Source organism: Pedobacter sp. SAFR-022 (assembly GCF_051965375.1).
GTDB lineage: Bacteria > Bacteroidota > Bacteroidia > Sphingobacteriales > Sphingobacteriaceae > Pedobacter.
This window is the reverse complement of record NZ_JBQCME010000001.1, coordinates 1142414-1155443: the sequence shown is the minus strand read 5'-3', so window position 1 is coordinate 1155443 and position 13030 is coordinate 1142414. Positions and strand designations below refer to the sequence as shown.

The 13030-nt window shown below is 45.4% G+C and carries 14 protein-coding genes; 10 read left to right on the top strand and 4 right to left on the bottom strand.

The genetic code is table 11. The features are described 5' to 3' along the window. Window positions 1-20: 20 nt before the first annotated feature. The 5 genes from ACTHQF_RS05010 (at window position 21) to ACTHQF_RS04990 (ending at window position 3365) form a co-directional block, all read left to right on the top strand. Complete coding sequence (locus ACTHQF_RS05010) at window positions 21-1232, top strand: sensor histidine kinase (RefSeq protein ID WP_440428807.1); 1212 nt, start codon at window positions 21-23, stop codon at window positions 1230-1232. After that, window positions 1213-1731, top strand: a complete 519-nt coding sequence (locus ACTHQF_RS05005; protein ID WP_440428806.1) for a DinB family protein — start codon at window positions 1213-1215, stop codon at window positions 1729-1731. The genes ACTHQF_RS05010 and ACTHQF_RS05005 overlap by 20 nt, the downstream gene beginning before the upstream one ends. A gap of 104 nt (window positions 1732-1835) precedes the next feature. Further along, on the top strand, window positions 1836-2183 hold the full coding sequence (locus tag ACTHQF_RS05000; protein WP_440428804.1) for a DUF6249 domain-containing protein: 348 nt from the start codon (window positions 1836-1838) through the stop codon (window positions 2181-2183). 112 nt (window positions 2184-2295) lie between these two features. After that, window positions 2296-2877 (top strand): RNA polymerase sigma factor, encoded by a 582-nt coding sequence (locus ACTHQF_RS04995; RefSeq protein WP_440428803.1) that lies wholly within the window; start codon window positions 2296-2298, stop codon window positions 2875-2877. Then, entirely contained in the window at window positions 2874-3365 is a 492-nt protein-coding gene (locus ACTHQF_RS04990) for an anti-sigma factor family protein (protein WP_440428802.1), read from the top strand. Before ACTHQF_RS04995 ends, ACTHQF_RS04990 begins: the two co-directional genes overlap by 4 nt. 79 nt (window positions 3366-3444) lie before the next feature. Here ACTHQF_RS04990 and ACTHQF_RS04985 read toward each other — a convergent pair whose 3' ends face one another. Both ACTHQF_RS04985 and ACTHQF_RS04980 read right to left on the bottom strand, forming a co-directional pair. Then, window positions 3445-4008, bottom strand: coding sequence for a DUF2911 domain-containing protein (locus ACTHQF_RS04985; protein ID WP_440428801.1), 564 nt, complete (start codon window positions 4006-4008; stop codon window positions 3445-3447). Window positions 4009-4033: 25 nt separating this feature from the next. Next, window positions 4034-4216 carry a hypothetical protein gene (locus ACTHQF_RS04980; protein WP_440428800.1) on the bottom strand — a complete coding sequence of 61 codons (183 nt, stop codon included), beginning with the start codon at window positions 4214-4216 and terminating at the stop codon, window positions 4034-4036. 218 nt (window positions 4217-4434) lie between these two features. Between ACTHQF_RS04980 and ACTHQF_RS04975 the strand changes: the two genes are divergently transcribed. From ACTHQF_RS04975 to ACTHQF_RS04960, 4 genes are read left to right on the top strand one after another with little or no spacing between them, the layout of a single operon-like run. After that, window positions 4435-5055: a TetR/AcrR family transcriptional regulator gene (locus ACTHQF_RS04975; protein WP_440428799.1), complete on the top strand. Its 621-nt coding sequence runs from the start codon at window positions 4435-4437 to the stop codon at window positions 5053-5055. Further along, window positions 5052-6368, top strand: coding sequence for a TolC family protein (locus ACTHQF_RS04970; RefSeq protein ID WP_440428798.1), 1317 nt, complete (start codon window positions 5052-5054; stop codon window positions 6366-6368). Before ACTHQF_RS04975 ends, ACTHQF_RS04970 begins: the two co-directional genes overlap by 4 nt. Before the next feature lie 17 nt (window positions 6369-6385). Continuing rightward, a complete protein-coding gene (locus tag ACTHQF_RS04965; RefSeq protein WP_440428797.1) occupies window positions 6386-7429 on the top strand; it encodes an HlyD family secretion protein in 1044 nt (347 codons plus the stop codon). Between the two features lie 4 nt (window positions 7430-7433). Then, window positions 7434-8981, top strand: coding sequence for a DHA2 family efflux MFS transporter permease subunit (locus tag ACTHQF_RS04960; protein WP_440428796.1), 1548 nt, complete (start codon window positions 7434-7436; stop codon window positions 8979-8981). Between the two features lie 53 nt (window positions 8982-9034). Here the strand turns inward: ACTHQF_RS04960 and ACTHQF_RS04955 are convergent, their stop codons facing one another. Further along, window positions 9035-9349, bottom strand: coding sequence for a hypothetical protein (locus tag ACTHQF_RS04955; protein WP_440428794.1), 315 nt, complete (start codon window positions 9347-9349; stop codon window positions 9035-9037). Window positions 9350-9828: 479 nt separating this feature from the next. Here ACTHQF_RS04955 and ACTHQF_RS04950 point away from each other — a divergent pair, with 479 nt between their 5' ends. Continuing rightward, window positions 9829-12321: a phosphoenolpyruvate carboxylase gene (locus ACTHQF_RS04950; protein WP_440428793.1), complete on the top strand. Its 2493-nt coding sequence runs from the start codon at window positions 9829-9831 to the stop codon at window positions 12319-12321. An 89-nt stretch (window positions 12322-12410) separates the two neighbouring features. Here the strand turns inward: ACTHQF_RS04950 and ACTHQF_RS04945 are convergent, their stop codons facing one another. Continuing rightward, window positions 12411-12995 carry a carboxymuconolactone decarboxylase family protein gene (locus ACTHQF_RS04945; protein ID WP_440428792.1) on the bottom strand — a complete coding sequence of 195 codons (585 nt, stop codon included), beginning with the start codon at window positions 12993-12995 and terminating at the stop codon, window positions 12411-12413. Window positions 12996-13030 lie beyond the last annotated feature (35 nt).

The following is a 13030-nucleotide window of genomic DNA, read 5'->3' as shown; positions in this document are numbered from 1 at the left end:
GTAATTTGCGTTTCTATCCTATGAATCCTTACGAAAAGAAACGCCGCTGGAAGATCTTTCTCCTTGTTTTTGCCATCGTTATTGGAACGGCATCTGTATTCTATTCCGACTTCTTTGTCAAAAAGATGGAGCGCGAAGAGAAGATCCAATTTGAACTCTGGGTTAAAGGAACGGAAAAGTCTTCCGAAATCTTCGACGATGTCCGCTATGCGGATGTACTTAACATGATTATTCAGAGTAGTAAAGTGCCGGTGATCCTCACCGATACGACGGGCACAAAGATCATGACCTACCTGCGGCTTGATAGTACCAAAACCAATTACATGAACGCAGAGTCGGATGCCACTTACGACCCGGCCTATTTCCAGCGTGAGTTGAGGCGTATGAAAGAACAGCATGCGCCATTACCCATCAACTACATGGGCGAGAAAATGTTGGTTTATTACAAAGACTCTTTCATCCTTACGCAACTGCGTTACTTCCCCTACATACAGCTGGGTGTAATTGCCCTGTTTTTAATCACTGCCTATGTGGCCTTCAGCTCTGCAAGAAAAGCAGAACAGGACCAGGTTTGGGTTGGTATGGCCAAGGAAACGGCACACCAGCTTGGCACGCCAATATCCTCCCTTATGGCTTGGGTCGAATTGATGAAAGCCCGTTTTAACGCCGAAAATGATCCGCTCATTGAAGAGATGGAGAACGATATTAAACGGCTTGAAGTGATTACCGACAGGTTCTCGAAGATCGGGTCCAAACCCATCCTGGAAGATCACGTGGTTTATGTGGTGATCAGCAACTTTGTGGACTACTTTAAATTACGGACCTCCGATAAGATCACCTTTAAAATCACTGGTGATGACCAGGTTCGTGCCTTGCTGAATGTACCCCTGTTCGACTGGGTGATCGAAAACCTGCTTAAGAATGCCGCCAATGCGATCAGCAATGAAGGCACCATTACGGTAAACATCATTGAGCATCTGGCCAAAGAAGAGGTTTTTATTGATGTAACCGACACGGGTAAAGGTATTCCGCGTTCCAAGTTTGAAGCGGTGTTCCAGCCGGGATATACCACCCGTAAGCGCGGCTGGGGCCTTGGTCTATCTTTAACAAAACGTATTATTCAGAATTACCATAGCGGACAGATCTTCGTAAAAGAGTCTGAACTCGGGAAAGGCACCACCTTCAGAATTGTATTAAAAAGCAGTATAACTTATGAACCGACCACAACCTAGTGAATACCCCGTATGGGCGGAAACCTATATCAAACTTGTAGAGGACGATGTGCTGCAGATCCTGGAAAGTCAAGCTACGGAGTTTGCTGATTTCATCAATAACCTGGTAGAAAAGGCCGACTACGCTTATGCGCCCGGAAAATGGACCATCAAACAGTTGATCGGCCATATGATCGATACGGAGCGAATTCTTACCTATCGCCTGACCTGTTTCGCTCGTGGTGAAAAAACACCACTGCCGGGCTTTGAAGAAGATGATTATGTTGCCAATGCGCATTTCAGCGACCGCAGCCTGCTTAGCTTTTCAGAAGAATTCTCTTTGTTAAGGCGCGCCAATATGTTCCTGTTCAAATCCCTTCAGGAGCAGGAGCTGGATCAGATGGGCAATGCTTCCAACCGGGACATCACGGTCCGTGCAATGCTGTTTGTATTGGCCGGACACATCATCCATCATACCCGCATCATCAAGGAACGTTACCTGGAAACACCCGCTGTTTAGTTTTTTTTATTTTACCTGTAACCTGTTAAAAATTCATGTGGTCTTAGTATACAGAACAGCTGTTAAGAGTTCATTTACTTTAACCTTTTTTAACACACAATATCATGGAAGAACTAATTCCTATCACAATGTTTCTTGGTGCATTCGCAATGGTGTTTGGCATCAGATATTTATCGAACAAAGAAAAGATGGCCATGATCGAACGTGGCATGGACCCAGGCATGAGCAAGAGTGTTGCAGCACCAAGGCCCTTCCTCAGCCTAAAGTTCGGATTGTTGCTGGTCGGGCTCGGCATTGGATTAATTGCAGCCCTTTTTGCGGCCAAGCTAAATAACCTTACAGAAGAAGAATCTGTAGCAGTATACTTCGGATTTCTGGGCATCTTCGGTGGAATCGGATTAATTATATCCTATGCCATTGAGAAAAACTGGATCGATAAACATCCGGAATAAAACACGCGTTCAATAATCACGAGGATAGCCCATAGCTATCCTTTTTTTTTGCAACAAACTATTGGTAATTTAGTGTAACCTCAGCAAGACAAGTTGCGTCTTATGGGTAATTATGCAGCAAAAGCTTAGCGACAACGACTTAATTACAGCCATTCTGGAGGGCAATACTTCCGCCTATGCAGAGTTGGTGAAGCGCCACCAGCGTTATGTATTTACTTTGGCCATGCGCTATGCTAAAAACCGCGAAGATGCCGAAGAGATTGCGCAGGATACCTTTGTTAAGGCCTACCGTGCCTTGGGAACCTTCAAGCAAAGCTCCAAGTTCAGCACCTGGCTGTTTACCATCACCTATACCACAGCCATGACCTTCCTGCGCAAAAAAAGACTGCTCACCGACTCCATCAATGATGAAGAAAGTGGCATACAATTGGAGAACCATATCTCGGCCTACCAGGCAAATGGCATAGAACAACGCTCCGGATATGTATACCTGAATCAGGCCATTGAGCAGCTGCTGCCCGATGATGCCGCAATTATTACGCTCTTTTACAAAGGGGAACAAAGCCTGGAAGAAATTGGGCAGGCACTAAAAATGGAACCCAATACCGTGAAAGTTAAACTGCACCGGGCCAGAACCAGGCTCAAAGAAAAACTGCAGTTCTTGTTAAAAGATGAAGTAAAGGAATTGTTATGAAAACCATAGACGAAGAAATCTGGGACTATATAGACGGTAGCTGCGATGCCGCAGAAAGCGAGCGCATAGCGGCAAAGATCGCGACCGACGAGCGTTATGCCTCCAGCTATCAGGAACTGATGAAGCTGAATACACTGATGGCAGCAGACGATCTGGAAGAACCTTCCATGTCTTTCAGCAGGAATGTTATGGAAGCGGTAGCCCTGGAGATCGCGCCAAAAAAGCTGACGACCAAAGTCAACAACAAGATCATCTATAGCATCGCCGCATTCTTTATTCTGTCCATTGCCGCCATTTTCGTTTATGCATTGGCAAATAGCACACCTGGTGGAACCGAATTTACAATGCCAAGCTTTAGCTTCAAAATGGATCTGAGCCAGATGCTCAGCCCATTGTACATGAAGATCTTCCTGATGTTCGACCTGGCATTACTGCTGTTGTACATGGATCGCCTGATCAGAAGGAAGATGCACAAACCAGCACACTAGAAAATAGAAAAGCCGCTTAATGAAGATTAAGCGGCTTTGTATCTGATACAGTCCTGCTGTGGACCGTTTTATGCTCTTTTTATTGTACCTGAATCGGCAATGCTACACTGGTGTTATCCCAGCCAATGTTTAACACCGCATCATTTCCGGTACCAGTAAATACCATAGCAAGATTTTCTACAGTTTCCGTCAACGGCTTAACCGGAGCTTCTACCCTTGCAACATCTTTGCTTTCATCATACGAATAAGCACCCCATCTGTCGGTATCCTTATTGATAATGATCGTCCAGTTGTCTTTATTCGGGATAGCGAACAAGCTGTAACTTCCTGCAGGGATGGTTTTGCCACCAACTACTACGGGTTTATAAAATTTAATCTCTGTACTCTCATTGGCACCTAAACGGTAAACCGCTCCGAATTTCTCCAAAGCACCAAAGATCTCGCGTCCTTTTTTAGCAGGACGGGCATAGGTAACTTTGATCAGCGCAGCAGATTCAGCACCTTTTTTCGCCATCTGTGTAGCCCTTGCAGGGAAATAAGCCAGATCAACCGGACTTGGATCCAATCCCGGGAACTTCAGTTCCTGTGCAGTAGCCGTAATTGCAAACAATGCAAATACAAGCATTAAACTTAATTTTCTCATAATATTTGGTTAGCTAAAATACTAGTTAGTAGGTGCGGCCTTTAACGATCTTATTCAAGAATAAAGACGAAATAATCAAACCAATAATACCGCCTAAAATTGACGATAAGAAACTTCCTGTAGCGGCTGCTGCAATAAGGATTCCGGCAATGATCCCTAATACATAATAAACCCAATCAAAATTCTGTGTGCTTTCTTCTGTATTCATATTCATAAATGCTAATGCTTCAAAGGTATCGAATTATTTTAAAAAGTATTTACTTTCCTTAACAAACTCATTCCCTTTCGGTTTCCATACACTCGTTTTTCTACCGTAGCATGCAAGCAACCTAGTGCAACTGTCAAACTCCGGTAATCTGTGCGCTTTTTCTTTAAATCTCTTTTAATCAATCAAACGATTGATTAGTTTTGCCGCGCAATAAAGAAATGGGAAAAACAGATAAACGAACCAGTATCCTTAATGCTGCTGAAAAGTTGTTTGCCTCTCAGGGCTACGAAGGGACATCCACCCGGCAGATCGCAACTGAAGCCGGGGCGAATATGTCCATGATCAACTACTACTTTGGCTCCAAAGAAGGTGTGTTCATGGAGATCATGTCTAACCGGATAAATGGCTTCAGCCTGGCGCTGAGTAGCATTGAGGCTGAGGATTTAAGTCAGCTGGAAAAGCTGACCATGGTTGTTGATCAGTATGCCCGCAGAATTCTCGGAAATATATCCTTTCATAAAATGATGCACCGGGAGCTATCCTTAACGCAGCGGCCGGAAATGTACGACAAGCTTAAGGAGGCCATGAGCAAAAACCTGATGGCTATTGAGCGCATCATCAATGAAGGTATCGCCAGGGAGCAGTTTCGTCCGGTAGATGTGCGGATGCTTATCGCAACCATCATGGGAACGATCACCAATGTGGCTACGGCACCATCAAAGATTACCGCGGGCTCTAAACTGGATATCAAAATCCCTGCAGACCGTGAGATTTTGACCGAACGGTTGATTACCTACCTGAAAGATTTAATTACCACGTATTTAACACCCCAACAATGATACAGAACACCTTAAAACTAAGCATCCTGGCTTTGCTGCTGCCCGGAATGTTGTATGCACAGAACGTGCGTAAGCTAAGCTTGCCTGAGGCGGTACAACTGGGACTGGAGAACAGCAAGAACCTGAAGCTGTCCCAAAACAGGATTGACCGCGCCGTAGCGCAGCTCAAAACCGTCAAAGACGAGAAACTGCCTACGGCAAGTGCCTCCTTTGCCTATAATCACGCAGAAATTCCAACCAGCACCTTCGACTTTGGCGGTGCCGACCCGCTGCGTCTGCCAAAACGCTCTGATGCCTTCATCGGTACGGCAGCCGTGCAAGAGCTGGTTTATGGCGGTGGCAAATTCAGACTTGCTGAAGAATCTACCCGTCTGCTTACGGAAGTGGCTAAACTGGATGCGGATAAAAGCGCTAAAGATGTAAGTTATGCGGTGATCAACACTTATTATGCTTTGCACAAGATCACGCAGAGTAAGAAAGTGATTGCGCAAAACCTGGAGGCCATTGCCAGCCAGCTGAAACAAGCGCAGCGCTTTTTTGAACAAGGTATTGTAACTAAGAACGACGTGTTGAGGTTCCAGCTGCAACAAGCTAACGTGACCCTTTCGCAGATGGAAGCGGAAAACAACCGCAAGGTGATCAACTATAACCTGGATGTACTCCTGGGTTTGCCAGAGCAAACAGAACTGGAGATCGCCAATCCGGATGAGAGCCTGGCTACGCCACAGCAGCTGGATGCCTACCTGCAAATGGGCCTTGCCAATCGCCAGGAACTTCGTTCCCTTGATCTGCAAAACAAGGTTGCCGAAAACAACATCAAGAATGTGAAAGCGAATGTGCTGCCTACGGTAGGTGTTGGTGCGAACCTGTACTATGTAAATCCAAGTGGCAAGTTTATTCCACCAGCCAACCAATACATCGTTCCAATGACTGTCGGCGCGAATGTTTCCTGGAACATAGGCGCACTATGGAACAACAAGAATAAAGTAAGCGAAGCCAGAATTCAGCAGAAAGAGGTTACCCTAACCAAGGACCTGCAGCTGGATCAGGTGAAAACTGAGATCAACAAGAACTACCAGGATTACCAACTCGCATTGGCCAGAATCAAAGTGCTGGAAACTTCTATTCAGCAGGCTTCTGAAAACGACCGCTTACTGGAATCCAAATACAGGAACAATGTGGCTTCCGCAATCGACCGTATTGATGCAGAAACCTTATTATATCAAAGTAAGATCAACCTTGAAATCGCTAAAGCAGATGCAGGACTGGCTTACTATACCTTACTAAACTCAACAGGAAAAATTTCTCAATAAATCATACAACCACTAACATGACAACTGAAGTAAAAAAGAAAAACAAGATCGTACCTATCATCTTAGGGGTATTGATCCTTATAGGCGCCATTTTTGGCGTAAAGGAGTACTTATATTACAGTACCCACGTAGACACAGATGATGCACAGATTGATGGCGACATCAGTCCGGTAGTGGCCCGTGTTGGCGGCTATGTAAACGAAATCCTTTTCGAAGAAAACACCCGTGTTACCGAAGGACAAGTTTTGGTAAGACTTGATGATCGTGACTATAAAGTGAAATTAGAGCAGGCCCTTGCTACTCAAAAAGGTGCATCTGCAGGTGTAGGCGTGTCACAAGCACAAATTGCAGCTTCTTCTGCCAATACCAGCACGGCAAAAGCCAACATTACTGAAGCGAGAGTAAGATTAAACCTTGCGCAGAAAGACTACGAACGTTATGCAAACCTGGTAAAAGACGGTTCAATCACGCAACAACAATTTGATCAGGCTAAAGCACAAAAAGAATCTGCAGAAGCAGCCTTCCAGGCCGCTACAGACCAGTATAATGCCGTTGTAAAACAAGTGGGCACCACGCAATCGCAACTTGCGGTAAGCAGCTCCAGCGTTAATCAGCGCCAGGCAGATGTAGACTTCGCCAAGTTGCAATTGTCCTATGCAGAGATCAAGGCACCTGCAACAGGTACCGTTTCCCGCAAGAACATTCAGAAAGGGCAGCTGGTACAAGCCGGTCAGTCTTTGTTCTCTATCGTGAATGAAGGCAGCATCTATGTTACTGCCAACTTCAAAGAAACGCAACTGGAAGACATCAAACCAGGCATGAAAGTGCGTGTGGAAGTTGATGCTTATCCAAACGACGAAGTGATTGGTGAAGTGTACAACTTCTCGCCGATTACAGGTGCAAAAGGATCCCTGTTACCTCCGGATAATGCTACCGGTAACTTCGTGAAAGTGGTACAACGCGTTCCGGTAAAAATTAAGATTACAAAAGCCTCAAAAGAAATCATGGACAAATTACGTCCGGGTATGAGTGTACAAGCTTCTGTTTCCATAAAAGATTAATAAAATGGCCGAAAAAGGTTTTAAAAAGTGGATTATTACGTTCACGGTGATCACCGCCTCCTTATTGGAGCTGATTGATACGACCATCGTAAACGTAGCACTGCCACAGATACAGGGTAACCTGGGTGCCACGCTCGAAGACGTAGCCTGGCTTTCCACCGGTTATGCCGTGGCGAACGTGATCATCCTGCCCATGTCGGGCTGGCTGGGCTCACGCTTCGGACGAAAAAATTATTTCTTATTCTCCATCATCATGTTTACCATTACCTCCTTTTTGTGCGGTAATGCGACAAATCTGGATGAGCTGATCTTGTTCCGTATCCTGCAGGGTGTTGCAGGTGGTGGTTTGATCTCTACGGCCCAGGCCATCTTAATTGAAACCTGGCCAAGGGAAGACATCGGTATCGCAACCGCATTATTCGGATTGGGTGCCGTTGTGGGTCCTACTGTAGGCCCTACCATCGGTGGTTACATCCTCGACATCAGCACCTGGCCATGGATCTTCTACGTGAACATTCCGGTCGGTATTCTCGCCGCATACCTCACCTACACTTTCGTGCGATCCACGCCTAAAGAAGGTAAAGGTATGCCGATTGACTGGTGGGGCATTATCTTACTGGCGGTCGCTGTCGGCAGTTTGCAAACCGTACTGGAGAAAGGTGAAAGCGAGGACTGGTTCTCCACCGGATACATCATTGTATTAACGGTAATGTCGGTTCTGGGTATTCTGTTATTCATCTGGCGTGAAACCACGACGGATCACCCGATCGTGAACTTCAAGATCATGCGTCACCGGAGCTTCTCAGTGGGTATGTTTACGTCCTTCATCCTTGGCTTCGGATTATACGGTTCCGTATTCGTGTTCCCAATCTTTTGCCAGAACCTGCTGGGCTTCTCTCCATTACAAACCGGAGAATTGCTGTTCCCCGGTGGATTGTGTACCATCCTGATGATGCCTTTCATCGGAATCATGCTGAAGAAAGGTGTACCAGCGCAGTTTATGGCTACCATTGGGATGTTCTTGTTCTACCTATTTTGTATGATGCTGAGCAAATCAACCCTTCAATCCGGAACCGGCGATTTCTTTTTACCACTGGTGATCCGCGGTTTCGGTATGGCGCTATTGTTCGTACCACTGACTACGCTGGCCATACAGGATCTGAAAGGTGCAGAGATTGGACAGGGATCGGGTTTGAATAACATGAGTCGCCAACTCGGGGGATCGTTTGGAATCGCAGCATTAACCACGCTCATCCACGTACGTCAGGGTTACCACAGAACAAACCTGCTGACCAATGTAAACGAATACAACCCCGCATTTTCAGAACGCTTTGAGGGCTTCATACGTAACTTTATGGGTAAAGGTTACGGGTATCTGGATGCGAAAATGCTTGCTACCAAAGCTTTGGAAGGTACCATCGTGAAGCAGACTTTACTGCTTACCTATAACGATGCCTACTGGATTGCAGGTATGATCATGCTTTGCTCCATCCCACTGCTTTACCTGCAGAAATTTAAAAAGAATGCGAACATCCCGGTTGATGTTCACTAATCATGTTAATGGTGGCAATGAAAAAAGAGATAAGGTAACCTTATCTCTTTTTTTTATTTCCTTTTATAAATGCGGATGGTCTTGATGTTTGAAGTGCTTAAAGAATCTCTGATCGTATTCACCAGCAGGAGCGAATCTTTTGGCACTTTCGCGAAAGCTGCAGCATCATTGTCGAAGATCCGGTTGTCTACCACGATCAGGTAATCATCTTTCACCGCAGTACTGATGAGTTTCTTCCGGGGAATCGTATAAGCTTTCCGTTTTTGATCCTTGGTTTCTATCCAGTCTTTTTTCACCGCAGGTTTTTGCTGCGCATGTACATAACTACCCGTTATAAAGAGGAATAACAGTAGTACTATCTTTTTCATACCCAAAGATCTTTAAATTCCTGCATTATACAAGTAGAAAACAGTAAAGAACACCTATTTGCCTTTGCACTGAGCAGACCTTAACAAAGCATTGACAAGGGGTTGACAAGGCGGTTCTTCGGCTTTAGCCTTGTCAAGGCCTTGTCAACCCCTTGTTAACCCCCTGTCAACGGCAAGGCGAGGTTATGTCTCATCCGGGTTTATCTGCACGTTTTGGAGTTAATAAAAAAACGCTGGCAGAAAATTTTGAACAAAAAAAAGCCGCTGAAAACAGCGGCCTTTTTTTCCCAAAAAATTAACAATTAACACAATAAATCTGATGGTCTTGCGGACATCATTACTACTATTTGTTGTAAGATTTAATAACCTTGTGGTAGCAAGATAATAACTTTTAGTATTTCTTCAAAATTTTTGTTGAAGCATTTTAGGCGTTTTTACCTTAAAATCCTTAGCTTAAGGGCTCTTAATGACCTAAAACTATGACCTATAAACCAAAAATCAGTGGACAAAAAGAAGCAATTTTTTCGAACGATGTCGTGTCCAGATTTGAACTTTATAACAGCTTATTCCTTACGCTTCCCTTTTACAAGATAAAAGATACCGGAACGTTATTGCCGCTGTTTATTAAACATTGCGAGGATGGTGTGAAGCAACACCAGAACCCTACCGAGATCATCAACAGCTTTTTCGAAAAGTTCAGCAAGACCGAAGATACCAAGGACGGCATTGACCTGCTGTTCCGCTTTATCCAATACATTGAACGCCAGGTTGTGTTATTTGACGCGGTAGAGGATGCATCCTTCAACAAGCTGAATACACCGGATGATCAAAGTTCACTGCACTCCTATTTGTCGAAAGGTATAGACAACAGGTTGCTGCAGACCAAGGTAGAGGCCTTAATCGAAGAGTTTTCCTTACGATTGGTATTAACCGCCCACCCTACGCAGTTCTATCCGGGTAGTGTGTTGTCTATCATCACCGACCTTACCGCTGCTTTGAAGGTGAATGATATTTCCACCATCAATCAATTGTTGCAGCAACTGGGTAAAACACCTTTCTTCAACAAGAAATCACCAAGTCCGGTCGATGAGGCTTTGAGCCTGGCCTGGTTCATGGAAAATGTATTTTACTTCGCCGCAGCGAACATCCAGAAGGATATCGATGAAACGCTTGCTGAGTTCAACATCCCTTCGAAGAAGGTGATCGAACTGGGCTTCTGGCCCGGCGGTGACCGTGATGGCAACCCGAACGTACACGCAGACTCGACATTGCAGGTAGCCAAATTGCTTCGTCAGATCCTGTTCCGCTGTTACTATCGTGATTTCAGGAACTTGAAGCGCCGCATTACTTTCCGTGGTGTGGAAGATACCATCGCCAGAATACAGGATGTATTGTATAAAAATGCCTTTGATTCCAACATTGAATCCGAGAACCTTAATGAAGACCTGATCGCACAGCTGGAGGAGATCCGCAATACCCTGATCACTTCACATGATGGGTTGTTTGTAGATGTGGTTGATGACCTGATCCGTAAAGTAAACCTTTATGGTTGCCACTTCGCTTCGCTGGATATCCGCCAAGACAGCCGGGTGCTGCGTAAAGCGTATACCTACTGTCTGGATCGTACCACGGAACCCGATCCGCTAACGGTTGACACGATCAGTACCATCGCAGAGATCAAACAGATTCAGCAGAGCAATGGAGAACTGGCCTGCCACCGCTTCATTATCAGTAACTGTCAGCGTGCAAGTGATATCCTGCAGCTTACCGACCTGTTCCTGTTTAACGGCTGGACAGAAGAAGACCTGAGCATGGACTTTGTGCCGCTGTTTGAAACCGTGGATGACCTTGCTGTTGCCGGCGAAATTATGGAGACGCTATATACCCATCCATTCTACAAAAGGCACCTCGAACGCCGGGGCAATAAACAGGACATCATGCTGGGCTTTTCAGACAGCACCAAAGATGGTGGATACCTGATGGCCAACTGGTCGATCTTTAACGCCAAAGTAGCACTCACAGAAGTGTCCAACAGGCATAATATCCAACTGGCCTTCTTCGATGGCCGGGGTGGCCCTCCTGCACGAGGTGGTGGTAAAACACACCGCTTCTATGCCTCGATGGGTAAGGAAATTGCAAACAAAAACATCCAGCTCACGATACAGGGACAAACCATCAGCTCGCAGTATGGCTCCATTGCCAGTGCGGAGTTCAACATTGAGCAGCTGATCAATGCCGGTATTTCCGCGGGCATCCGGGAAAAGCACAACATCCTGCTGGATCCGCTGCACAAAGAGGTACTGGATACCATGGCCAGGGATAGCTATAATGCTTATGTGTCCTTACGTCAGGATCCACTGTTCTTAAGCTACCTGGAGAAGTTTTCACCATTAACGTTATTGTCGAAGATCACCATAAGCTCCAGACCGGTAAAACGAAACTCCGGAAAGAAACTGGAATTAGAAGACCTGCGCGCCATCAGCTTCGTGACCTCCTGGAGCCAGCTGAAACAAAATATCCCTGGCTTTTACGGCATCGGTACCGCATTGAAAAATCAGGAAGAACAAGGCAATTGGGATAAGGTCCACAAGACCTACCAGGAATCTGGCTATTTCAAGACGATCATTGAAAACTGCATGATGTCTATGAGTAAAACAGATTTCTCCATCACCGCACACTTCGCGGAAGACCCGGAATTCGGTGGTTTCTGGAAGATGCTGCATGCAGAATACGAGCTTTCTAAGGCGATGTTATTGAAGCTGGCTGACCAGCAGTCCTTGATGGAAAATTATCCTGTAGAGAAGCGCTCTATAGCGGTGAGGGAAAAGATTGTGCTGCCTTTGGTGTTGATCCAGCATTACGCGATGGCCATGCTACAGCAGCAGCCAGGCGAAGAGGAGCAGCAAGCTTATGAGAAACTTGCGATCCGTACCGTTTACGGTATCGTTAATGCCGGCAGAAACCTGGCTTAGCATACCTGTTTAGCATAAAAAAACGCTGCTCTGATTACCAGGGCAGCGTTTTTTTATAATCAACCATTTACATGGTGCTGATCAAAGGATTAGTAGATTACTTTTCCCGTTGCAGTGATGATCGATGCGATACGTACCGCATCAAAAACACGCTCTTCTGAAGAGCCTAGTGCAAGGATCGACTTCTCATGTGCATTCACACACATTTCGCAACCGTTTACGGCAGAAACGGCAATACTCATCAACTCGAAAAACTCTTTTCCGGTTACCGGGCTGCTCATCAGTTGCATACGGATACGTGCAGGGATCTGCGTGTATTTTTCTTTACCGGTGAAATGACGGAATCGGTAGAATACGTTGTTTAAAGCCAATAAAGAGGCACAGCCAGCTGCTTCAGCAATCTCTTCTGCCGTAGCACCTTTTTCTAAAGCGTGTTTCTCCAGGAAGTTGGTTAAAACCGCATTGTTGTTGTTTACCGCGATGCTTAAAGCCACTAAAGCACATTCCTTTTCTGATAAATAAGAAGAAGTAAGGGTGCTGGTAAAGTTCAATTTAAGGTCACGTACATATCTTGAATTGCCTTTTTCAAGCAAGTTTAAGCTTGCATTTCTGTAATCTGCATCTAAGCCTACAATGGCTAGAACTTCCTGGATAACTTCTGTGTTTGCGCTCATATTTTTTAAATATTAGGGTATAAAAAATCCCTGCA